Here is a 22,201-nt window from a genome sequence, read left to right on the forward strand (position 1 = left end):
GCATGCCGCGCACGTGCCATCACATGCTATTCGACCCGATGGGCAGGGATGCGTACCGGTGTGACCCGTGCGCGTGGGGTGAATTGGGATATACCCGTTGTGCGGGTACGGTCACCGGCGCTTCCGGGGCTCGTACCGGGCCAGGAGCGGGCGATCGGAGCCGTCGTCCGGCACGGACGGCCAATCGATGGTAGGTGCTTCGGAGGCGGCTTTCCCGCCTTTCACCGAATCCGGTATTCGACAGCCTCCCGGCTCGGCTTTTTAAGCAAATAGCCTCACTTTTCCGTTTTTCTGCGAATACAGTCCAGCTTTGTCGGACGGCGCCCCCTTCTCGGAAGGGTGGAGGAGAGTGGACGGGGTGGCTCACAGCCATGGATCCGATCGGTGACGATCTGCTCAGGACCATCAAGCCCGAACTCGGGTACCGGGAGGGAGCCGGTCAGCACAGCAAGTTCGGTGAGTGGTACGCGGTCAACGTGGCCCAGGACCCGCAGTACAAGACGGCTCCCTGGTGCGCGATGCTCATCGCCTGGGCGGCGGAGAAGGCGGGCGTGCGGGAGTACGTCGGGCAGTTCGCCTGGACCCCGTCGCAGGCCCGCTGGTTCGAGACCAACGACGCGTGGACGCGGACGCCGGAGCCGGGCGCCCTGGTCTTCTTCGACTGGTCCGGCGGCAAGGACATCAAGGGGATCGACCATGTCGGCGTCGTCGAGAGCGTGAACGGTGGAACGATCCACACCATCGAGGGGAACGTCGACCGGATCTGGCTGAAGCGCAAGACGCGCGACCAGAGCAAGGTCGTCGGGTACGGCCTGCCGCGCAAGGTCAAGGAGAAGCTGACGGGTGCCGTCTCCGGGGAGGACGCCGCGGCCCCGCAGGCGGCCGGGCGGATCGAGGTCCGCCCGGCGCTCGCCCCGGGCTCCACCCCCCCGGCGGACCCGCCGGGAACGCCCCCGGTCTCCCTGGAGACCGCCGCGATCGCCGGGTTGCTGACCTTCGTCCTCGGTACGACGTTCGTCCTGTCCCGGCTGCGTCCCCGCGTCTCGGCGGGACGGCACCGCAGGCGGAACGGGCGGCGGGAACGGGCGGACCTGTGGAGCGGCGTGACGTGCCCGGTCGAGGAGACGCTCCTGCGCGCGGAGACACCCCCGGCCTGGAAGGCGCTCCCGCACACCGTGGTGCTCCATCCGGGCGGGCAGGACGGGCCGGGCCTGCCGGACACCACGCCCCGGGGCCGCGAGACGCTCCGCGTGAGCAGGCCGAGCTGGGCGTGCGAGCCGTACCGCACGGGCCTCCCGAAGCGCGCCGACGGCACCGGGACGCCCGCCCGTACCGGCACACGTCCCGCTCCCGGACCGGACCTCGAGGGGAAGGCACTGCGCGGCACGCGGGAGACGCGCGAGGGCGAGAAGGCTCACGCGGCGTGACCGTCCCGGCGGAAGCCCCGCCCCCTCCCTGCGGAAGCGCCGCGCCCTCCCTGCGGAAGCGCCGCGCCCTCCCTGCGGAAGCCGCATGACCGTTCCGCGGAAGCCGCGCGACCGCACCGGTGGAAACGGCGTGACCCTTACCACGGAATCAGGCAAGACCAGGACAGGACGGAGATCGCACTAGGTTGCCTAATAAGGTTAGGCAAAGCTAAGTTGCTGGGGACGGCATTCCCCCAGCGAAGGCGGCACGATGACAGCGGGCGGCGAGCGGACCCTGGAGCGCGCGGCGGAGGTTCCGGCCTATCGCGGCCACAGTGTGAAGGTTCTGCGCACGGCGCGGCTCAGCCCGAGCTTCGTCCGGGTCACCTTCGGCGGCGAGGACCTGGCGGGCTTCGCCGACAAGGGCTTCGACCAGCGGATCAAGGTGATCCTCCCGCTGCCGGACGGCAGCATCACCCCGCTGGGCGACGGAGACGACTGGTACCAGCGGTGGCGGGCGCTCCCCGACGAGCTGCGCAACCCGATCCGCACCTACACCGCCCGCGCCGTACGGCCCGAGTCGCGCGAGCTCGACATCGACTTCGTCCTGCACGGCGAGAGCGGCCCCGCCTCCCGGTGGGCGACCCGCGTCGCCCCCGGTGACCGGGTCGTGGTGGTCGGCCCCAACGCCGCGCACCCCGGCCCCGTCGGCGGCCGGGAGTGGGCCCCGCCCGCCGGGGTGGAGCACCTGCTGCTCGCCGGGGACGAGACGGCCGTGCCCGCCATCGCCACGATCGTCGAGTCGCTCTCCGGCTCCGTGCGCGCCACCGCGCTGCTGGAGGTCCCCGAGGCCGCCGACGCGCTCCCGCTCGACGTCCGCCCCGGCGTGAAGGTCGCCTGGCTGCCCCGCGAGGGGGCCCGCCACGGTGATCTGCTCATCCCGGCCGTACGCGAGACCCTGAGCGCGCTCACCGCGCCGCGCGGCACCGCCGCCGGTGAGCCGACCGGCCCCGCCGCCCCCGCCGGTCCTGGCGCCGCGAGCACGCTGGAGGACGTCGACGTCGACGTCGACGTCGACGAGGAGATCCTCTGGGAGGTCCCCGAGTCCACGGGCGGCGGCGGCCTGTACGCCTGGCTCGCGGGCGAGGCGGGGGTGGTCAAGCTGCTCCGCCGCCACCTGGTGCAGGAGGCGGGGATCGACCGCTCCTCGGTGGCCTTCATGGGCTACTGGCGGCTGGGACGCTCGGAGAGCGCCTGAGAGCGGCGACGGCGAAGGCCGTCACCGGGCGCTCTTTGCCGTCGCCGACGGAAAACCTGCCGACTCCTTGACGCGGGAGGGAACCGGGCAGGTGTCCGGGACACGTAGTTTGAGGGCGTAGGTGCCCGGCTCGCGATGTGAGAAGGCCGATATGACAGCAGCGGAATCCGCTCGTCAGGACCCGGCGGGCGCCCCCGGATACCGACCCATCGCCGACCACGGGCTGATCGGCGACCTGCACACCGCGGCGCTGGTGGACACCGGCGGCACCATCGTCTGGTACTGCTGCCCGCGCTTCGACGCGCCGAGCGTGTTCGGCTCGATCCTGGACGCCGAGCGGGGCGGGTCGTTCGAGCTGAGCACGGCCGCCCCGGCCCGGACCAAGCAGTTCTACTTCCCCGACACCAACGTGCTGATCACCCGATTCTCCGCCGCCGACGGGGTGGGCGAGATCCAGGACTTCATGCCGATCGTCGACGACACCGACGGCACGGGCGACGGCGTACGGCACCGGCTGATCCGGCGGGTGAGGTGCGTCCGCGGATCGCTGCCGTTCCGGGCGCGGGTGGCCCCGCGGTTCGACTACGGCAGGCAGTCCCACCTCCTGAGCGTGCGCCGGGGCCGGGCGGTCTTCGAGTCGCCGTCGCTGTCCCTCACCCTGTCGTCCAGCACCACCCTGGAGGCGGACGGCCAGGACGTGCGCTCGGAGTTCAAGCTCAACGAGGGCGAGTGCGCGGTGTTCGCCCTCGACAGGTTCGGCGAGGACGTGGCGCTGCGCTCGTGCCCCGTCGAGGAGGCCGAGGAGGAGTTCGCCGCGACCGTGGCGTACTGGCGCCGCTGGCTGTCCTCCTCCAACTACCGGGGCCGCTGGCGGGAGATGGTGCACCGGTCCGCGCTGACGCTGAAGCTCCTCACGTACGCGCCGACCGGCGGGATCGTGGCCGCCGTGACGACCAGCCTGCCCGAGCAGATCGGCGGGGAGCGCAACTGGGACTACCGCTACGTCTGGATCCGCGACTCGGCGTTCTGCGTGTACGCGCTGCTGCGGCTGGGCTTTGGCGAGGAGGCCGAGGCGTTCATGGGCTTCCTGTCCCGGCACGTCAGCCGCGACGGCGGCTGCGCCTCGGGGCCGCTGCAGATCATGTACGGCATCGACGGCCGCACCGAGCTGCCCGAGGTCGAGCTGTCCCACCTTGAGGGCTATCAGGGTTCGAGCCCGGTGCGCATCGGGAACGCCGCCGTGAACCAGCTCCAGCTGGACATCTACGGCGCCCTCCTCGACTCCGTCTACCTCTACGACAAGTGGCACCGGCCGATCTCCAGCTCCCTCTGGGACGACGTCCACATCCTGGTGGACTGGGTCTGCGACAACTGGGACCGGCCCGACGAGGGCGTGTGGGAGACGCGCGGCGGGCGCAAGGACTTCGTCTACTCGCGGCTGATGTGCTGGGTGGCGATCGAACGGGCCATGCGGATGGCCGCCCACCGCGGGCTGCCCGCCGACACGCCCCGCTGGCAGCTGGCCCGCGACGCGATCTACCGGCAGATCATGCGGCGCGGCTGGTCGGAGGAGCTGAAGGCGTTCGTCCAGCACTTCGACGACAACGTCCTCGACGCCTCGGTGCTGATGATGCCGATGGCGAAGTTCATCTCCCCCACCGACCCGAAGTGGCTGTCGACCCTCGACGCGCTCGGCGCGAACCTGGTGTCGGACTCGCTGGTCTACCGCTACGACCCCGCCGTCAGCCCGGACGGGCTGCGCGGCGAGGACGGCACCTTCTCGATCTGCTCGTTCTGGTACGTCGAGGGGCTCACCCGCGCCGGGCGCCTGGACGAGGCCCGGCTGGCGTTCGAGAAGATGCTCACCTACGCCAACCACGTCGGCCTGTACGCCGAGGAGATCGGGCAGACCGGCGAGCAGCTCGGCAACTTCCCGCAGGCCTTCACCCACCTCGCGCTGATCAGCGCCGCGTTCAACCTCGACCACGCCCTGGGCTGACGCCGGAGGGGACCGGCAACGCGCCCCTCCCCGGCCGCGACGCCGGGGACCGGCGGCCGGGGTGATCGGCCGTCGACGGCCGGGATCCGCGCCGGCGGATCGCACGACTCGATGGGCACGATCATCGCAGCGGCCGCGTTACCTACGATGAGACCGTCCACTCCCCTGGACAGTCACCGGAGGAACGATGCCGCTCGTGGTGTTCCCGGCAGGCACGGGCGCGGTGCTGGTCGTCCTGCTCGTGATGCTGGTCATCCTTTTGCTGTGGCAGATCACGTGGGAGCGGCGCGAGAGGGAGCGGTCCGCGCCGGCGGGGTTCGTGCTGGGCTGGCGGCTGCGCGATGGCGGCGTGCACAGCACCACGGTGGCGGCCGACACCGACGACCTGGAGCTGGAATACCGCGCCGCGCGCAAGTCGCTCGACCCTGCCGTGGTCGAGACGTGGGTCTCCCAGCGCACCGCGACGGGTTCGGTCCGGCGCTACTGGGTGGCCGGTGAGCTGGACCGCACGGAGACGATCTGAGGCACCACCGGCACCGCGCGGCGCCCGCGCGGCCGGCGGGCCGGCGAGGAGCGCCTCGGAGAAAACCCGGTCGCCCGGCGGCATGACACGCTCCCCCTGGCATGCGCCGACGGATCGGTCCGGTCCGTCGGCGCGTGCCCCGGGGGAACCGGTGAGGCCGTGGGTCAGGCGCCGTCCTCCAGGTCTCCCTCGGACTTGAGGTAGACCTCCTGGAGGTCGCGCAGGATCGCGGGGTCGGGGTGCTCCCACATGCCCCGGTTGGCCGCCTCCAGCAACCGCTCGGCGATCCCGTGCAGCGCCCACGGGTTGGATTTGGCCATGAACGCCTGGTTCTCCGGGTCCAGTACATAGGTCGCGGCCAGCTTGTCGTACATCCAGTCGGCGACGACGCCGGTGGTGGCGTCGTAGCCGAACAGGTAGTCGACGGTGGCGGCCAGCTCGAAGGCGCCCTTGTAGCCGTGCCTGCGCATCGCGGCCAGCCAGCGGGGGTTCACCACCCTGGCGCGGAAGATCCTGGACGTCTCCTCGGAGAGCGTCCTGGTGCGGACCGCGTCCGGCCTGGTGCTGTCGCCGATGTAGGCGGCCGGGGCCTTGCCGGTGAGCGCCCGGACGGTGGCGATCATGCCGCCGTGGTACTGGAAGTAGTCGTCGGAGTCGGCGATGTCGTGCTCGCGGGTGTCGACGTTCTTGGCCGCCACGGCGATCCTGCGGTAGGCCGTCTCCATGTCCTGCCTGGCGGGAACGCCGTCGACGCCCCGGCCGTAGGCGAAGCCGCCCCAGACCGCGTACACCTCGGCCAGGTCGGCGTCGTCGCGCCAGTTGCGGCTGTCGATCAGCGGCAGCAGCCCGGCCCCGTAGGCGCCCGGCCGGGAGCCGAAGATCCGCATGGTGGCCCTGCGCTCGTCGCCGTGCCCGGCCTGGTCGGCGAGCACGTGCGCCCGCACGTAGTTGAGCTCCTCGGGCTCCTCCAGCCCGGCCGCGAGCCGTACGGCGTCGTCCAGCATCGCCACGACGTGCGGGAAGGCGTCGCGGAAGAAGCCGCTGATCCTGATGGTGACGTCCACGCGCGGGCGGCCCAGCTCCGCGGCGGGGATGGGCTCCAGGCCGGTGACGCGGCGCGAGGCCTCGTCCCAGAGCGGCCGCACGCCGAGCAGCGCCAGCACCTCGGCGACGTCGTCCCCCGCGGTGCGCATGGCGCTGGTCCCCCAGACCGACAGTCCGACCGAGCGCGGCCAGTCGCCGGTGTCGGCGCGGTAGCGCTCCAGCAGGGAGTCGGCCATCGCCTGGCCGGTCTCCCACGCCAGCCTGCTCGGCACGGCCTTGGGGTCGACCGAGTAGAAGTTGCGGCCGGTGGGGAGCACGTTGATCAGCCCGCGCAGCGGCGACCCGCTCGGCCCGGCCGGGACGTAACCGCCGTCGAGGGCGTGCAGGATCGCGTCGATCTCGTCGGTGGTACGCGCCAGCCGGGGCACGACCTCGACGGCGGCGAACCGCAGGATCCGCTCCACCGTCCCGAGGTCCGCGCCGGGGGCACCGGTCGATCCCCCCGCGTCACCCGCGCCGGGGGCCTTCCCGGGGGCCTCCTGCGGGTCGGCCGGAACGGCGGCGCCGGGCCCGCCGCCCTGACCGGTCACGCCGTTCGCGCCCGCCACGTCGGCCCCGCCGACCGTGCCGGTCGCGCCGGTCGCGCCGGTCGTGCCGGTCGGAACGGCCGGGGTGTCCGCCCGGCCCAGGATCTCGGCGGTCACCTCCCCCGCCGCCGACGGGTCCCAGCCGCGCTGTTCCATGGCCTCGACCAGGGCGCGGGCCAGGGTCTCGGCCTCGTCGACGCCGATCCGTCCCGCGCTGCCGTCCTCGGCCAGGCCGAGGGCCTCGCGCAGCCCGACGAGCGCCTCGCTGCCCGCCCACATCTGCCGGGCGCGGAGCATGGCCAGCACCAGGTCGACGCGCGGCTGCCCCTCGGGGGCGGCTCCCAGCACGTGCAGGCCGTCGCGGATCTGGACGTCCTTGACCTCGCACAGCCAGCCGTCGATGTGCAGCAGGAAGTCGTCGAACTCGGCGTCGTGCGGGCGGTCGGCGACGCCGAGGTCGTGGTCGAGCCTGGCCGCCTGGATCAGCGTCCAGATCTGGGCGCGGATCGCGGGCAGCTTGGCCGGGTCCATCGCCGCGATGGAGGCGTGCTCGTCGAGGAGCTGCTCCAGCCTGGCCATGTCCCCGTAGCTGTCGGCGCGGGCCATCGGCGGGACGAGGTGGTCGACCAGGGTGGCGTGCGCGCGGCGCTTGGCCTGGGTGCCCTCACCGGGGTCGTTCACGAGGAACGGGTAGATGAGCGGCAGGTCGCCGAGCGCGGCGTCCGGGCCGCAGGAGGCCGACAGGCCCGCCGACTTGCCCGGCAGCCACTCCAGGTTGCCGTGCTTGCCCACGTGGACCACGGCGTGCGCGCCGAAGCCGTCGGCCAGCCAGCGGTAGGCGGCCAGGTAGTGGTGGCTGGGCGGCAGGTCGGGGTCGTGGTAGATCGCGATGGGGTTCTCGCCGAAGCCGCGCGGCGGCTGCACCATGACCACCACGTTGCCCGAGCGCAGCGCGGCCAGCACGATCTCGCCCTCCGGGTCGCGCGACCTGTCCACGAACAGCTCGCCGGGTGCCGGGCCCCAGTGCTCCTCCATCCGGGCGCGCAGGTCGGCGGGGAGGGTGGCGTACCACTCGGCGTACCGGCTCGCCGCGATGCGCACCGGGTTTCCGGCGAGCTGCTCCTCGGTGAGCCAGTCCTGGTCCTGTCCGCCCGCGGCGATCAGCGCGTGGATGAGCGCGTCGCCGTCCTGGCCGGTCACCCCGGGCAGCTCGTCCTCGGCGCCGATGTCGTACCCGCGCTCGCGCAGCGCGGCCAGCAGCCGCACCAGGCTGGCCGGGGTGTCCAGGCCGACGGCGTTGCCGATGCGGGCGTGCTTGGTGGGGTAGGCCGACAGCATCAGCACCAGCCGCCGCTCGGCGGGCGGGATGTGCCGCAGCGCGGCATGGCGTACCGCGATGCCCGCCACCCGCGAGGCCCGCTCGGGGTCGGCCACGTAGACGGTGAGCCCGTCCTCGTCGATCTCCTTGAAGGAGAACGGCACCGTGATGATCCGCCCGTCGAACTCGGGGATCGCGACCTGGGTGGCGGCGTCCAGCGGGGACAGGCCGTCGTCGTTCTCCTCCCAGGAGGCCCGGCTGCTCGTCAGGCACAGGCCCTGCAGGATCGGCACGTCCAGCTCGGCGAGCGCGCCGACGTCCCAGGCCTCGTCGTCCCCGCCCGCCGACGCGGTCGCCGGACGGGTGCCGCCCGCGGCGAGCACGGTCACCACCAGGGCGTCCACCGTGCGCAGGACCTCCACCAGGCCGGCCTCGGCGGTGCGCAGGGAGGCGCAGTACACCGGCAGCGCCCGCGCTCCCGCGTCCTCGATCGCCGAGCAGAGCGCCTCGACGAAGGCCGTGTTGCCGGACACGTGGTGGGCCCGGTAGTAGAGCACCCCGACGACGGGCCCGTCCTGGTCGCGCGCCTCGCGCTCCAGCGTCCCCCACGTGGGGGTGGGCTCGGGCGCGGCGAACCCGTGGCCGGTGAGCAGCAACGTGTCGGACAGGAAGTGGTGCAGCTCGGTCAGGTTGGCCGGGCCGCCGTGGGCGAGGTAGGCGTGCGCCTCGGCGCAGACCCCGCCGGGCACGGTGGACAGCTCCATCAGCTCGGCGTCCGGCGCCTGCTCGCCACCGAGCACGACGACGGGCCGGGGACCGGCGAGCAGGGCGTCCAGCCCCTCCTCCCAGGCGCGGCGGCCGCCCAGCAGGCGTACCACGACCAGGTCGGCGCCCTCCAGCAGCGGCGGGAGGTCGGCGGCGGCGAGCCTGGCGGGGTTGCCGAGCCGGTAGTCGGCGCCGCTCGCGCGGGCGCTCAGCAGGTCGGTGTCGGAGGTCGAGAGCAGGAGGATCACGCGCCACACTCCAGGAGAGGAAGGGCGGTACGGCCCAGGGATGCCACGGCGTGGCGGGGAAACGGCGATGCTGTGGCGCCGCCGGGGAACGGGGAGAGGCGCGCCGCACGGTGGGGGAACGGAGACAGACGCGCGGCGTCGCGGGGGAACGGGGAGAGGCGCACCGCCTGGCGGGGCGACAGTGATGCCGCCGCGTTACGGGAGAACGGTGAAGAACGCGCGGCATCGCGGGAGAACGGCGATGCCACGGTGTCGCGGGGGAACGGCGAAGAGCGCACGGAGCTTCCTCCCTCGGGGTCCTCGCCCCGGGTCGTCGTCGGCCGCGACGGCTGGAGTCTCCTGGCTCCCGGATCGGTGCTCACCCCGGCCTTCCCGCCCGTCGTCGGACAGTGGCCCGGGTGGGGTTCGCTCCCCGGTTACAGTGGCGGGACCGCGCCGGAATCACACCGGCTTCCTCCCTTGCCGTCGCCACCGATGACACTACGGCAGTCCGGTTCGTTGCAAGAAACTGGCGTTAACATCCTTCGCGTGTCCATTGCCGACTTTTCCGGACGATCGCGACTCGACGCGTGCCCCGGGGCGCTTCAGGTCCATGCCGCCGCGGACGGCGGCCTGGCCCGCGTCCGCGTGCCCGGTGGCCGTCTCACCCCCTTCCAGCTGCGCGAACTCGCCGAGGCCGCGTCGACGTACGGCGGCGGTGTCATCGAGCTCACCTCCCGCGCGAACGTCCAGGTGCGCGGCCTCGGCCCGTTCGACCCGTCCAGCCCGGACAGCGACACGGAGAGCGGTGCGGGGAACGTCGCGGGGAACGTCGCGGGAAGCGGGTTCGCCGCGCGGATGGCGAGGGCGGGCCTGCTGCCCTCGGCGACGCACGAGCGGATCCGCAACATCCTCGCCTCCCCGCTGACCGGACTGGACGGGCCGGACGGACTGGACGGACTGGACGGACTGGACGGGCCCGCCAGGCTGAGCACACCGAGCGGACCAGGCGGGGCGAGCGGGCCGAACGCGGCGAGCGGACCGGGCGGAACGGAGGCTCCGGACAGCGGGGACGCTCCGAACCGTCCGGACCGGCCAAGCCGTTCAGGCCATCCGGAGGGCGGCGGGATCGTCGACATCACACCGCTGATCGGCGAGCTGGACCGGAGGCTGTGCGCCCGCCCCGCCCTCGCCGCCCTGCCGGGGCGGTTCATGTTCGCCCTCGACGACGGCCGGGGGGACGTGGCCGGACTGGGCGCGGACGCCGGGATCCTGCCGACGGGGCCGGACGAGGCCGCGCTGCTCCTCGCCGGGACCGACACCGGCCTGCGCGTGCCGCTCAACGAAGCCGTGACCGCCCTGCTCGCCGCGGCCGAGGGGTTCCTCGACGAGCTGGCCACCCGGGACGTCACCGCCTGGCGGATCGCCGAACTCCCCGGCGGCTCCTCCCTGGTCGCCGCCCGGGTGCGAACCGCCCTCGGGATCCCCGGTACGACGCCCTTCGACCCGGTGAGGCCGCGGGTCGTGTCCCTCGGACCGGTCGGTGTCATCGGGAGCACGGACGGGACAGGGGACGGGACGGGGAGCGCGACCGGCACCGGAGGCGAGACGGCTCCCGGAAGCGGTACCGGGCGCGGCGTCGGGGACGACGTCGAGGGCGGCACCGAAGAGGAGCTCGAAGCAGGCGCCGGCGACGGCACCGGCGACAGGGGCGCGCGGGTCGCGCTCGGGGTGGCGATCCCGCTGGGGCGGCTGACCTCCGCGATGGCGCTGCTGCTCGCGGACGCCGCCTCGGGCGGGGAGATCCGGCTCACGCCGTGGCGTGGCGTGGTCCTGCCCGGCCTGGACCGCGCCGAGGTCGCGGGCACGGCCGCCCGACTGGAGGCCGCCGGGCTGGTCGTCGACCCCGCCTCGCCGTGGATCGGTGTGACGGCCTGCACCGGCCGCCCCGGCTGCGCCAAGTCCCTGGCCGACGTCCAGGCCGACGCGGCCACCGCGATAACCATCGGCACGGCTCCGCCGTCCGCCACCCCGCCGTCCACGACCTCACCTGTCGGGAGCGAACCCTCCGGGAGCGAACCCTCCGGAGACGAGCCGTTGGAGAGCGGGCCGTCCGGAAGCGGGCCGTACAGGAGCGAGCAGGCCGGGAGCGGGCCGTCCGTGGCCCCGCCGTCCGGGAAGGGGCCGGGCACCGATACGCTCCCCGTGCACTGGGCGGGCTGCGGCAGGCGCTGCGGCCGTCCGAGGGGGCGGGTCGCGGATGTGGTCGCCACCGGTGACGGCTACCGCCTGGAGCTGGACGGCACCGGCCTGACCTGCTCCGGCATCGAGGAGACCGCGGCCGCGCTGGTGGCCGCCAGAGGGGAAATGTGATCGACTACGTCCGCGACGGCGCGGAGATCTACCGCCGCTCCTTCGCCACCATCCGCGCGGAGGCCGACCTGTCCGGCCTGCCCGCCGACGTCGCCCGGGTCGCGGTCCGCATGATCCACGCCTGCGGGATGGTCGACCTGGTGAGCGACCTGCGCTGGTCACCCGGTGTGGTGGCCTCGGCGCGCGAGGCGCTCCGCGCGGGCGCGCCGGTGCTCTGCGACGCCATGATGGTCGCCTCCGGGGTGACCCGGCGGCGCCTGCCCGCGGGAAACGAGGTGGTCTGCACCCTCGGTGACCCCCGGGTGCCGGAACTCGCCGCGGAACTGGGCACCACCCGTAGCGCCGCCGCGCTGGAGCTGTGGCGCGACAGGCTCCAGGGCTCGGTGGTCGCGATCGGCAACGCGCCGACCGCGCTGTTCCGGCTGCTGGAGATGGTCGAGGAGGGCGCGGGCCGTCCGGCCGCCGTGCTCGGCGTCCCGGTCGGTTTCATCGGTGCCGCGGAGTCCAAGCAGGCCCTCGCCGAGCACCCGGCGAGGCTGGAGTACCTCGTCGTGAGCGGACGCCGGGGCGGAAGCGCGATGACCGCCGCCGCGGTCAACGCGATGGCGAGCGAGGAAGAGTGAGCGACGACGTGAGCGCACGCGTGACCGGACGACTGTGGGGCGTGGGACTCGGCCCCGGCGACCCCGAGCTGGTGACCGTCAAGGCCGCCCGCCTGATCGGTGAGGCGGACGTGATCGCCTTCCACAGCGCCCGCCACGGCCGGAGCATCGCCCGCTCGGTGGCCGCCCCCTACCTGCGGGAGGGTCAGGTCGAGGAGGCGCTCATCTATCCGCTCACCACCGAGACCACCGACCACCCCGGCGGCTACCAGGGAGCGATCGACGACTTCTACGCCGCCTGCGCGGTGCGGCTGGCGGCCCATCTGGACGCCGGGCGCGACGTGGTGGTGCTGTGCGAGGGCGACCCGCTCTTCTACGGCTCGTACATGCACATGCACAAGCGCCTGTCGCACCGCTACGTCACCGAGGTCGTGCCGGGCGTGACGTCGGTGAGCGGCGCCTCGGCGGTCCTGGGGCGCCCGCTGGTCGAGCGGGACGAGGTCCTCACCGTGCTGCCGGGGACGCTCCCGGCCGAGGTGCTCGCCGAGCGCCTGGCGTCCACCGACTCGGCGGCGGTGCTGAAACTCGGCCGTACGTTCACCAAGGTCCGTGACGCGCTGGCCGAGGCCGGGCGGCTCGACGAGGCCTGGTACGTCGAGCGCGCCACCACCGGGCAGCAGCGGCTGGCCCCGCTCGCCGAGGTCGACCCCGGCAGCGTCCCGTACTTCTCTCTGGCGCTGATCCCCAGCCCCGTCAACGCGACGGGCCCCGCGCCCGCCGCCGGGACCGGGAACACGGGCGAGGTGAGGGCACGCGGTGAGGTGGTCGTGGTGGGGCTCGGTCCCGCCGGGCGGCCGTGGCTGACGCCGGAGGCGCAGGAGGCGCTGGCCGGCGTCGACGAGCTCGTCGGGTACGGCCCCTACCTGGACCGCGTCCCGCCCAACCCGCGCCAGCGGCGCCACCCCACCGACAACCGGGTGGAGGCCGAGCGGGCCGCGCACGCGCTGGAGCTGGCCGCGGCCGGATCGAGGGTGGCCGTGGTCTCCTCGGGCGACCCCGGGGTGTTCGCGATGGCCAGCGCGGTGCTGGAGGTGGCGTGCGAGCCGAGGTTCGCGGACGTGCCGGTACGGGTGCTGCCCGGCCTGACCGCGGCGCACGCGGTGGCGAGCAGGGCCGGCGCTCCCCTCGGCCACGACTACTGCGTGCTGTCGCTGTCGGACCTGCTCAAGCCCTGGGAGGTGGTCGCCGAGCGGATCAGCGCCGCGGCGAAGGCCGACCTCGTCCTGGCGATCTACAACCCGGCGTCGAAGAGCCGTACCTGGCAGGTGGCCGCCGCGCGGGACCTGCTGCTGGAGCACCGGGCGCCGGAGACCCCCGTGGTCGTCGGCCGCGACGTCGGCGGGGCACGGGAGAGCATGACCGTCACCACCCTCGGCGACCTGGACCCCGACACCGTCGACATGCGCTGCCTGCTGCTGGTGGGCTCGTCCACCACGCGCGTGGTCGAGCGGGGTGACGGCGGCCGGGTGGTGTTCACCCCCCGCCGCTATCCCGCGTGACGCGCCGAGGGCGAGGACCACGGCGAGGATCCCGCCCGGCCGGCCTGCCGCCTTCGAGTCACCCGCCGCGTCCGGCCGGTCCCGTAGCACGGGCGGCCGGTCCCGTCACACGGATCCGGGACCGGCCGCGCTCTCCAGCCAGGCGAGCGCGGCCTCGACGCTCTCCACCGAGGCCACCCCCTCGGGCGGGGGCGGGCGGCGCACGATCACGACCGGCAGCCCGAGCTCGCGGGCGGCGAACAGCTTCGCGGTGGTCATCTCACCGCCGCTGTCCTTGGTGACCAGCACCTCCACCCGGTGCTCGCGCATCAGGGCCAGCTCGCCGTCCACCGTGAACGGCCCCCGGCTGAGCAGCACCTCCAGGCGCCGCGGGACGAGCGGTCCCGGCATGTCCACCGAACGGGCCAGGAACCACTGGCCGTCGAGACCGGCGAAGACCGGCAGGCTGCGGCGTCCCGTGGTGAGGAACACCCGCTCCCCCAGCGAGGGCAGCAGCTCGGCGGCGGCCTCCAGGGAGGGCACCCAGCGCCAGTCGTCGCCGGGGGCCTCCCGCCAGCCGGGCCGCCGCAGGATCAGCAGCGGCAGGCCGGTCCGGTCCGCCGCCTCGACCGCCGAGGCCGTCATCCTCGCCGCGAACGGGTGTGTGGCGTCCACGACGACGTGGACGCCGTGCTCCGCCAGCCACGCCGCGAGCCCGCCCGGACCGCCGAACCCCCCCTCGCGCACCTCCCCCACCGGCAGCTTCGGGTCGCGCACCCGGCCCGCCAGCGAGGACACCACGCGCGTCCCCGCGCGCCCGGCGAGCGCGGCGGCCAGCCGCCTGGCCTCGTCGGTGCCGCCCAGTATCAGCACGTTCAGCGTGTCCGGCACGCCCTCACCTCGGAACGCGGGATCAGTCACGGCAGCGGGCGGCCGAGTACAGGTGGCTGTCGGGAAACTCCGAGGCGGTCAGCACGCGGCCGACGACGATCACCGCGGTACGGAGGATCCCCGCCTCGCGGACCTGCCCGGCGATGTCGGCCAGGGTGCCGCGCAGGATCACCTCGTCGTCGCGGCTCGCCCTGGCCACCACGGCCACCGGGCAGTCGGCGCCGTAGTTGGGGACGAGCTCCGCCGCCACGGCCTCGACGCGCTGCACCGCCAGGTGCAGGACCATCGTGGCCCGGCTGCGGCCGAGCGTGCCGAGGTCCTCGCCCTCGGGCATGGGGGTGGCGCGCACCGACGTACGGGTCAGCACGACCGTCTGCCCCACCCCCGGCACGGTGAGCTCGCGCCGCAGCGACGCCGCGGCGGCGGCGAAGGCGGGAACGCCCGGGATCACCTCGTACGGCACCCCCTCCGCGTCCAGCCTCCGCATCTGCTCGGCCATCGCGCTGAACACCGAGGGGTCGCCGGAGTGCAGCCTGGCCACGTCGTGCCCGGCCCCGTGGGCGGAGACCATCTCCGCGACGATCTCCTCCAGGGCCATCCTCGCGGTGTCGACCAGCCGCGCGCCCGGCGGGCACGACTCCAGCAGCTCCGCCGGGACCAGCGACCCGGCGTACAGGCACACCGGCGCGGACGCGATCGCCCGCTGGCCCCGCACGGTGATGAGATCCGCGGCACCCGGCCCGGCCCCGACGAAACGTACCGTCATCGCTTCTCCTCCGGGGTGAGCGGCTTGACCGCGGTCCAGATCGTGACGGGCATCATGGGCCGCCAGCCGGTGAACCCGCCGACCGGGGCGGCCCTGCTGACCGCGAGCCTGACCATGCCGCCGCCGAGCCTGCCGTGCCAGAGCGCCAGGACCGCCTCCGACTCGACGGTCACCGCGTTGGCCACCAGCCTGCCGCCCGGCCGCAGCGCCTCCCAGCACGCCTCCACCATCCCGGGAACGGTCACCCCGCCGCCGACGAAGACGGCGTCGGGCCGCTCCAGCCCGGCGAGCGCGGCGGGCGCGGCACCGGTCACCACGTCGAGACCGGGAACGCCCAGCGCCGCGGCGTTGCGGGCGACCCCGGCCGCCCGGCCCGGGTGGGACTCCACCGCGACGGCCCGGTTGTCCGGGTGCGCGCGCATCCACTCGATGCCGATGCTGCCCGCGCCCGCGCCGACGTCCCACAGCAGTTGCCCGGGGACGGGCGCCAGCCGGGACAGGGTGACCGCGCGCACCTCGCTCTTGGTGAGCTGGCCGTCGTGCTCGAACGCCTCGTCGGGCAGGCCGGGAAGGCGGGGCAGCGGAACGGTCCCGGCGTCGGCGCGGCACTCCACGGCGACGACGTTGAGATCGTGGGTCGTCGGCGGGGACCAGGTGGCGGCCGTACCGGAGAGCACGCGTTCCCCGGCGCCGCCCAGCCGTTCCAGGACCGTCACCGGGCTCGCGCCGTAGCCCCGGGCGGCGAGCAGCCCGGCGACCCGGGCCGGGGTGCGGCCGTCGGCGCTGAGGACCAGGAGACGGCGGCCGTCGTGGACGAGCGGGTGCAGCACCTCGGCGGGGCGCGTCACGAGGCTGACCACCTCGACGCGGTCGGCCGCCCAGCCGAGCCTGGCGCAGGCCAGGGAGACCGACGACGGGTGCGGCAGGACCCGGACCCGGTCCGCGCCGAGCAGCCGCACCAGGGTCGTGCCGATGCCGTGGAACATGGGGTCGCCGCTGGCCAGCACGCACACCCTGCGTCCCCGGTGGGAGGCGATCAGCTCGGGCAGGGCCGGGAGCAGCGGCGAGGGCCAGACGACGCGCTCGGCACCGGACCCGATCCCGGACCCGGCACCGGCCTCGGCACCATGCCCAGCCCCGGTCCCGGCCCCGGTGCCGGACTGGACACCATGCCCGCTCCCGGACTCGGCACCGGTTTCCGGGACGAGTCCCAGGTGCCGGGCACCGCCCATCAGGACCTCGGCCGCGCGCAGCTCGCGCCGCGCCGCCTCGGAGAGACCGGCCCAGCCGTCGTCCCCGATGCCGACGACGGTGACGGCGAGATCAGCGGGGCCGACGGGATCGGCCGAGGCGGAGGTGGCGAGGCCGGAGGGAACAGGGCCGGAGGGGACGGGGTCAGACATTGCCCAGCACCCGGGTGATGCGGATCTCGACCACGACGCGGGCGGGGTTCTCCCTGGGCACGCGGTAGCGCTCGGCGTAGCGGCGCTCGGCGTCGGAGACCGACTCGGGGTCGGTACGGATCACCGCGCGCCCCTCCAGGGTCGACCAGCGGCGCCCGTCCACCTGGCAGACCGCGACGGCCGCGCCCTCGTCCCCCGCCGCGAGCACGTGGCGGACCTTGTGCGAGCCACCCGAGGTGATCACCCTGGCGATCCCCGCGTCGGCGTCCAGCGTCACCCCCACCGGGATGACGTGCGGCGTGCCGTCGGCGCGCACGGTCGTCATCGTGCACAGGTGACGCTCCCGCCAGAACGCGCGGAGTTCCTCCCCGAGATCCTTCAACAGCCGATCCTTCCCCGATACCGGTTCCACCGGGCGACATGGTAGCCCCGGGCCGCGTCCACCACCGGACCCGGCCGCCGGTCAGGCCGGTACGGTCGCCCCCGCCAGGCCCGGCCGAGGGCGACCGGCGCCACCCGATCGGAGCGGCGCCGGTCCGCAGCGCCACCCCGGCCGGAGCGGCACCGGTCGACGGCCGCCGCCCCGATCGGGGTGGCGGCCGTCGACCGGTGCCGTCAGTCCTCCGCGACGGGCCGGTCGCGCTCCTCCTCGTAGGCCCGCAGGACCTCCTCGCGCCGCTCCGCCGGGAGCCGGTCGATGTACAGGCGGCCGTCGAGGTGGTCCGTCTCGTGCTGCAGGCACCGGGCCAGCACCCCGGTGCCCTCGACCGTCAGGGGCGCCCCGGTGACGTCGAAACCGTGCACGACCGCCCGGTCGGACCGGGCGAGCGACGCCCGCTGTCCCGGCACCGACAGGCACCCCTCCTCGTAGTCCGCCAGGGTGAGCGCGGCGGCCTCGGGCAGCACCAGGACCGGGTTGACCACGACGCCCTTGCGGTACTCCTCGGTGTCGTCCGGGCAGTCGTAGACGAACACGCGCAGGGGAACCCCGATCTGGTTGGCCGCGAGCCCCACTCCGTCGGCGGCGTACATGCTGGCGAACATGTCGTGCACCAGCGTGACCAGGTCCTCGTCGAAACGGGTGACCGGCTCGCAGGGCCGGTGCAGCACCGGGTCGCCGACGTGACGGATGGGCGCGGGACGGCCCTCTCCACTCGCCCGCATCTCTCAGCCTCCCGCGCTGAAGATGACGTCGCCGGGCGTGACCCTCACGGTGACGCGCCGCTCGTCCGGGGTCCGGAAGGGATAGGACTCCACCCCGAGATACTTCTTCGCCAGGTGGTCGATGACCTCGTCCGCGCCCTCCAGCTCCAGCCGGGCCGTACCCGAGACGCTGACCAGGCGATGGGCGTCCTCGGGATCGAGGACGCTCACCGACACGCGCGGGTCCTCGCGCAGGTGGCGCTCCTTCGCCCGGCCGACGGCCGTGTTGAAGACGACGTCGTCCCCGTCGACGTCGACCCACACGACGGTGCTGTGCAACGAACCGTCCGGCCTCACGGTGGTCACCCAGGCGTGGATGGGCCGCTCGAGCAGTTTCCTGGCGTCTTCACTGAGTCTTCCCACCGGGACCTCCACGTCACGAACGATGCCTATGAGGTCATCGAACATCACGCACACGCGATCACTTCCATCGCCCCCGGGAAAACCCGCGGCGCCCGGGAGACCGGATGCGCACCCGGCCGGGGGCGAGCACCGAACCCGCACATTACTAAATGTTGACTATCAATAACTCTCCGTGTTACCACTTGACCCGGCATTCCGGTGGCGACCTAAGGGGATCGATGTCGTTTCTCGACCGGTACGAGTCGGCGGCGGAGGACCGGCGGCCCGCCCTGGTCGTCTCCTGGATCCGCACCGAGTGGCGGGAGTTCTTCGCCGAGCTGCGGGAACGGCGCCCGATCATGCACACGCCGCTGCTCACCCTGGTCACCCGGTTCGCCGACGTCACCGAGGTGCTGTCGCGCGAGCGCGTCTTCACCGTCCGGCTCTACGCCCCGCGCATGGACCCGTTCCTGGGCGGCGGCTTCATGCTGTCGCAGGACGACACGCCGCTGCACTGGGCGGAGCGGGGGCTCATGCAGAGCGTGCTGCCCGTCCAGGACGTGCCCCGGGTCCGCCGCATGGCCGCCGCCTTCGCCGACGAGGCCCTGGACCGTGCCCGGCCCCGCGGGCGGGTCGAGGCGGTCGCGGAGCTCGCCCGCCACGTCCAGCTGCGCGTCTGCCGCGAATACTTCGGAATGGCGGGCATCGGGCTCGACGAGCTGTCCGCGTGGTCGCGGGCGGCCCAAACCGACATCTTCGGGAACCTGCACGGCGACCCCGCGGTCCACGCCGCCTCGCTGGACGCCGGCGCCCGGCTGCGCGACCGCCTCCACGACCTGATCGACGACCGGCGGGCCCGCCTCGGCTGCGGCGGTGCCGTCCCCGACGACGTGCTGACCCGCCTGCTGCGCGGCCGGCCACCGGAGGAGGTCGCCTTCGGCGACCGGCGCGTGCTGGCCAACCTGGCCGGCCTGCTCGTCGGGTCGGTGGAGAACACCGCGCAGGCCGTGGCCGGAGCGGTCCGGGAGCTCCTGTCGCGAGACGACGCGGGGAGGGCGGCCGTCGCCGCGGCGGCCGAGGCGGATCCGGCGCGTTTCGACGCCCACGCCTGGGAGGCCCTGCGGTTCGCCCCGCCCAACCGGATGATCTTCCGTCTGTGCGAGAGCGACCACGTGCTGGCGGCGGGCACCCCGCGTGCGACGCTCATCCCGGCGGGCACGCTGGTCTTCGCCTGCGTCTCCTCGGCGATGTTCGACGCGGACGCCGTGCCGGAGCCCGACGCCTTCCGCGCCGACCGGCCCTCCCACACCGGCCTGCACTTCGGGTACGGCCCGCACCTGTGCCTGGGACGGCACCTGGGCACCGCGATCGTCCCCGAGGTCGTGCGGCGCGTCCTGCTGCGCCCGGGGGTGCGCCCGCTCCCCCGGGCCGAGGCCGGGATCCGCTTCGGCGATCCCCCCTCCCCGGCCCCTCCCCTCACCCGGCCGGCGCACCCCCGGCAGGCGGCATCCTGGTAGGCATGAGTTATCGCATCTGCGTGGTGTGCATGGGAAACATCTGCCGCTCCCCCATGGCCGAGGTCGTGCTGAGGAAGACGCTCGACGACCACGGCCTCGGCGATCTCGTCAAGGTCGACAGCGCGGGCACCGGCGGCTGGCACCAGGGCGGCCCGATGGACGCGCGGGCCGCCGGGGTGCTCTCCGAGCACGGCTACGACGGTTCGGAGCACCGCGCCCGGCAGTTCCTGAGCGACTGGTACGACCGGGTCGACCTGGTGCTCGCCATGGACGCCCACAACCTCGGCGCCCTGCGCCGCCTCGCCCCCGACGGCGCGGACGTGCGCCTGTTCCGCTCCTTCGACCCCGCCGCCCCCGAGGGCGCCGAGGTGCCCGACCCGTACTACGGCGAGCGCGAGGGGTTCGCCGAGGTGCTGGAGATGGTCGAGGCCGCCTCCAAGGGCCTGGCCGAGCACCTGGCGGTCATCCTCAGGTGAGATCTTTCCTTTTCTCGCGTGGGGGTTTCACCCGCGCCACCGCCTTTACAAAGTAGATCAAAAGTTGTCCGACCGGCCCTCGTGAGTGCGGGCGCCGTCCCACCCGGCCCGCGAGGTGAGCGCCGCCCGATCCCGCATCCCGGTCACCGGACGTCCCTGCGCGCGAGCGCGACGGCCGCCGCGCCGAGGGCGACGACGACGTACAGGGCCATCACCCCCAGCGCCGCCGGCGGCGACAGCCCGATCCCGGCGGGCGCGTCGCCGAGCCCGACCGCCAGCGGCGGCTCTCCCACGGCCTGCCGGGTCAGGTCCTCCAGCAGCACCGAGCCGACCCTGGCGTTCCACGGTTCGGGCAGCGCGGTCACGAACCTCGGGAGGACGTACAGGTACGTGACGACACCGGTGATCGCCCCGGCGGTGGAACGCAGCACCACGCCCGCGCCGAGCCCGACCATCGCGAGCACCACCACCGACAGCCCGCCGGCGAACATCCCGGGGAACTCCTCCGACAGCGGCGCCGCGAAGCCCGGGATCGGGCGGTCACCGATGATCAACCGGCCGGCGGCGAACGTCACCAGCCCGCTCCCCTGCCCCACCGCGAACGCGACGGCGGCCACGACCGCCGCCCTGGCCACCAGCACCACTCCCCGCTGCGGCACCGCCGTGAAGGAGGTGCGGGCCATGCCGGTGGCGTACTCGGAGGTGAAGGCGAGAACCCCGAGCACGGCCATGCAGATCTGCACCGGCAGCAGGAGGATCTGCTCGGGCCGCGCGGCGCGCAGGGTGGCCCGGCGCCCGGGAGGCAGCCCGTCCCAGAGGCCGCCCACGTAGAGGGTGAACACGGCCATGAGCACGACGAACGCCGCGACGGTGGCCAGGACGTACCAGGTGGAGCGGACCGTGCGCAGCTTCAGCCACTCGGCGGCCAGCACATCGGCCGGCAGCCGGCCCGCCGTCACCTCGCGCCGCGGGAGAGCGGTCATCGGCCACCCGCCCGGTACTCGGCGCTGTCGCCGGTCAGCTCCATGTACGCCTCCTCCAGCGAGACGCCGCGCGGGGTGACCTCGTGCACGGCGAGGCCGCCGCCCGCGGCCAGGTCCCCGATCTCCGCGATGTCCAGTCCCCTGACGACCAGTCCCCCGCCCGGCTCCGTGCCGACCGTCGCGCCGGCGGCCTCCAGCACGCCGGTGAGCTCGGCGGCGCGCGGGGAGCGCACCAGCACCCCCAGGTCGTGGCGGGCGGCCAGGTCCCCGACCGTGGTCTCGGCGACCAGCCGGCCGCGCCCGATGATCACGAGACGGTCGGCGGTGAGCTCCATCTCGCTCATCAGGTGGCTGGAGAGCAGCACGGTGCGCCCCTCCGCGGCCAGCGAGCGCATCAGGTGGCGGATCCACCGCACGCCCTCCGGGTCGAGCCCGTTGACCGGCTCGTCGAACATCAGCACGCCCGGGTCGCCGAGCAGCGCCGCCGCGATCCCCAGCCGCTGCCGCATGCCGAGCGAGAGGTCCCCGGCCCGCCTGCGGGCCGCCCCCGCCAGGCCCACCCGCTCCAGGACGTCGGCCACCCGCGAGACCCCGATCCCGTTGCTCCGCGCCAGGCAGCGCAGGTGGTCGTAGGCGCTGCGCCCGCCGTGCACCGCGTTCGCGTCGAGCAGCGCGCCGACCTCGCGCAGGGGATGCCGCATCGTGGCGTAGCGGCGTCCGTTGACGAGCGCCTGGCCGGAGGTGGGGGCGTCCAGCCCGAGCAGCACACGCATCGTGGTCGATTTCCCGGCGCCGTTGGGGCCGAGGAAACCGGTGACCAGGCCCGGTCTCACCTGGAACGACAGTCCGTCCACCGCGACGGTCGCGCCGTGGCGTTTGGTCAACTCCCTGACTTCGATCATGCCGTCGAGGCTCCCGCGGGACGGGACCCGGGCGCGTCGGGCCACGGCGGGCACTTCGCCGTCGGCCCGGGGACCGAC

The 22,201-nt window shown here is 74.1% G+C and carries 18 protein-coding genes and 1 riboswitch; of the genes, 9 read left to right on the plus strand and 9 right to left on the minus strand.

The genetic code is table 11. From position 1 onward, the window contains the following. The first annotated feature begins 371 nt into the window (after positions 1 to 371). The 4 genes from ACFFRH_RS29285 to ACFFRH_RS29300 all read left to right on the plus strand — a co-directional run bounded on the left by ACFFRH_RS29285 (position 372) and on the right by ACFFRH_RS29300 (position 5,186). Positions 372 to 1,427: a CHAP domain-containing protein gene (locus tag ACFFRH_RS29285; protein ID WP_386160971.1), complete on the plus strand. Its 1,056-nt coding sequence runs from the start codon at positions 372 to 374 to the stop codon at positions 1,425 to 1,427. Positions 1,428 to 1,677: 250 nt separating this feature from the next. Continuing rightward, a complete protein-coding gene (locus tag ACFFRH_RS29290; RefSeq protein WP_386160972.1) occupies positions 1,678 to 2,664 on the plus strand; it encodes a siderophore-interacting protein in 987 nt (328 codons plus the stop codon). A 151-nt stretch (positions 2,665 to 2,815) separates the two neighbouring features. Next, the gene (locus ACFFRH_RS29295; RefSeq protein WP_386160973.1) at positions 2,816 to 4,663 is read left to right on the plus strand and encodes a glycoside hydrolase family 15 protein; all 1,848 of its coding nucleotides are present in this window, start codon (positions 2,816 to 2,818) and stop codon (positions 4,661 to 4,663) included. Positions 4,664 to 4,850: 187 nt separating this feature from the next. Next, positions 4,851 to 5,186 (plus strand): hypothetical protein, encoded by a 336-nt coding sequence (locus ACFFRH_RS29300; RefSeq protein ID WP_344743354.1) that lies wholly within the window; start codon positions 4,851 to 4,853, stop codon positions 5,184 to 5,186. Positions 5,187 to 5,350: 164 nt separating this feature from the next. Here ACFFRH_RS29300 and cobN read toward each other — a convergent pair whose 3' ends face one another. After that, on the minus strand, positions 5,351 to 9,148 hold the full coding sequence (gene cobN, locus ACFFRH_RS29305; protein ID WP_344743353.1) for a cobaltochelatase subunit CobN: 3,798 nt from the start codon (positions 9,146 to 9,148) through the stop codon (positions 5,351 to 5,353). 310 nt (positions 9,149 to 9,458) lie between these two features. After that, positions 9,459 to 9,630, minus strand: a riboswitch (cobalamin riboswitch). Between the two features lie 46 nt (positions 9,631 to 9,676). Between cobN and ACFFRH_RS29310 the strand changes: the two genes are divergently transcribed. From ACFFRH_RS29310 to ACFFRH_RS29320, 3 genes are read left to right on the plus strand one after another with little or no spacing between them, the layout of a single operon-like run. Then, positions 9,677 to 11,500, plus strand: coding sequence for a ferredoxin-like domain-containing protein (locus tag ACFFRH_RS29310; RefSeq protein ID WP_344743352.1), 1,824 nt, complete (start codon positions 9,677 to 9,679; stop codon positions 11,498 to 11,500). Then, a complete protein-coding gene (locus ACFFRH_RS29315; RefSeq protein WP_344743351.1) occupies positions 11,497 to 12,123 on the plus strand; it encodes a precorrin-8X methylmutase in 627 nt (208 codons plus the stop codon). Before ACFFRH_RS29310 ends, ACFFRH_RS29315 begins: the two co-directional genes overlap by 4 nt. Before the next feature lie 20 nt (positions 12,124 to 12,143). Continuing rightward, entirely contained in the window at positions 12,144 to 13,661 is a 1,518-nt protein-coding gene (locus tag ACFFRH_RS29320) for a precorrin-2 C(20)-methyltransferase (protein WP_386161057.1), read from the plus strand. A gap of 105 nt (positions 13,662 to 13,766) precedes the next feature. On the opposite strand, the gene ACFFRH_RS29325 is transcribed toward ACFFRH_RS29320, so the two are convergent. The 6 genes from ACFFRH_RS29325 to ACFFRH_RS29350 all read right to left on the minus strand — a co-directional run bounded on the left by ACFFRH_RS29325 (position 13,767) and on the right by ACFFRH_RS29350 (position 18,266). After that, positions 13,767 to 14,531, minus strand: a complete 765-nt coding sequence (locus ACFFRH_RS29325; RefSeq protein WP_344743350.1) for a cobalt-precorrin-6A reductase — start codon at positions 14,529 to 14,531, stop codon at positions 13,767 to 13,769. A 22-nt stretch (positions 14,532 to 14,553) separates the two neighbouring features. Continuing rightward, positions 14,554 to 15,297, minus strand: coding sequence for a precorrin-4 C(11)-methyltransferase (cobM, locus tag ACFFRH_RS29330; protein ID WP_386160974.1), 744 nt, complete (start codon positions 15,295 to 15,297; stop codon positions 14,554 to 14,556). Then, positions 15,294 to 16,700: a precorrin-6y C5,15-methyltransferase (decarboxylating) subunit CbiE gene (cbiE, locus tag ACFFRH_RS29335; RefSeq protein ID WP_344743370.1), complete on the minus strand. Its 1,407-nt coding sequence runs from the start codon at positions 16,698 to 16,700 to the stop codon at positions 15,294 to 15,296. The genes cobM and cbiE overlap by 4 nt, the downstream gene beginning before the upstream one ends. Beyond that, entirely contained in the window at positions 16,693 to 17,082 is a 390-nt protein-coding gene (locus ACFFRH_RS29340) for a pyridoxamine 5'-phosphate oxidase family protein (protein WP_386160975.1), read from the minus strand. Before ACFFRH_RS29340 ends, cbiE begins: the two co-directional genes overlap by 8 nt. Positions 17,083 to 17,315: 233 nt before the next feature. Continuing rightward, positions 17,316 to 17,864, minus strand: a complete 549-nt coding sequence (gene def, locus ACFFRH_RS29345; RefSeq protein ID WP_386160976.1) for a peptide deformylase — start codon at positions 17,862 to 17,864, stop codon at positions 17,316 to 17,318. Positions 17,865 to 17,867: 3 nt separating this feature from the next. Further along, a complete protein-coding gene (locus ACFFRH_RS29350) occupies positions 17,868 to 18,266 on the minus strand; it encodes a TIGR03618 family F420-dependent PPOX class oxidoreductase (protein WP_386160977.1) in 399 nt (132 codons plus the stop codon). 218 nt (positions 18,267 to 18,484) lie between these two features. Between ACFFRH_RS29350 and ACFFRH_RS29355 the strand changes: the two genes are divergently transcribed. Further along, complete coding sequence (locus ACFFRH_RS29355; protein ID WP_386160978.1) at positions 18,485 to 19,762, plus strand: cytochrome P450; 1,278 nt, start codon at positions 18,485 to 18,487, stop codon at positions 19,760 to 19,762. Between the two features lie 2 nt (positions 19,763 to 19,764). Beyond that, positions 19,765 to 20,238, plus strand: a complete 474-nt coding sequence (locus ACFFRH_RS29360) for a low molecular weight protein-tyrosine-phosphatase (protein ID WP_386160979.1) — start codon at positions 19,765 to 19,767, stop codon at positions 20,236 to 20,238. A gap of 143 nt (positions 20,239 to 20,381) precedes the next feature. Here ACFFRH_RS29360 and ACFFRH_RS29365 read toward each other — a convergent pair whose 3' ends face one another. Continuing rightward, positions 20,382 to 21,221: an ABC transporter permease gene (locus tag ACFFRH_RS29365; RefSeq protein WP_386160980.1), complete on the minus strand. Its 840-nt coding sequence runs from the start codon at positions 21,219 to 21,221 to the stop codon at positions 20,382 to 20,384. Then, positions 21,218 to 22,123: an ABC transporter ATP-binding protein gene (locus ACFFRH_RS29370; RefSeq protein ID WP_386160981.1), complete on the minus strand. Its 906-nt coding sequence runs from the start codon at positions 22,121 to 22,123 to the stop codon at positions 21,218 to 21,220. Before ACFFRH_RS29370 ends, ACFFRH_RS29365 begins: the two co-directional genes overlap by 4 nt. Positions 22,124 to 22,201: the final 78 nt, after the last annotated feature.

The sequence above is a fragment of the Streptosporangium vulgare genome (assembly GCF_042428775.1).
GTDB classification, from domain to species: Bacteria; Actinomycetota; Actinomycetes; order Streptosporangiales; family Streptosporangiaceae; genus Streptosporangium; species Streptosporangium vulgare.

Bases quoted from the DNA above. Each gene is read 5' to 3' on its own strand.
- ACFFRH_RS29285 (WP_386160971.1), top strand. From the start codon at position 372: ATGGATCCGATCGGTGACGATCTGCTCAGGACCATCAAGCCCGAACTC.
- ACFFRH_RS29290 (WP_386160972.1), top strand. From the start codon at position 1,678: ATGACAGCGGGCGGCGAGCGGACCCTGGAGCGCGCGGCGGAGGTTCCG.
- ACFFRH_RS29295 (WP_386160973.1), top strand. From the start codon at position 2,816: ATGACAGCAGCGGAATCCGCTCGTCAGGACCCGGCGGGCGCCCCCGGA.
- ACFFRH_RS29300 (WP_344743354.1), top strand. From the start codon at position 4,851: ATGCCGCTCGTGGTGTTCCCGGCAGGCACGGGCGCGGTGCTGGTCGTC.
- cobM (WP_386160974.1), bottom strand. From the start codon at position 15,297: ATGACGGTACGTTTCGTCGGGGCCGGGCCGGGTGCCGCGGATCTCATC.
- cbiE (WP_344743370.1), bottom strand. From the start codon at position 16,700: ATGTCTGACCCCGTCCCCTCCGGCCCTGTTCCCTCCGGCCTCGCCACC.
- def (WP_386160976.1), bottom strand. From the start codon at position 17,864: ATGCGGGCGAGTGGAGAGGGCCGTCCCGCGCCCATCCGTCACGTCGGC.
- ACFFRH_RS29355 (WP_386160978.1), top strand. From the start codon at position 18,485: ATGTCGTTTCTCGACCGGTACGAGTCGGCGGCGGAGGACCGGCGGCCC.
- ACFFRH_RS29360 (WP_386160979.1), top strand. From the start codon at position 19,765: ATGAGTTATCGCATCTGCGTGGTGTGCATGGGAAACATCTGCCGCTCC.
- ACFFRH_RS29365 (WP_386160980.1), bottom strand. From the start codon at position 21,221: ATGACCGCTCTCCCGCGGCGCGAGGTGACGGCGGGCCGGCTGCCGGCC.
- ACFFRH_RS29370 (WP_386160981.1), bottom strand. From the start codon at position 22,123: ATGATCGAAGTCAGGGAGTTGACCAAACGCCACGGCGCGACCGTCGCG.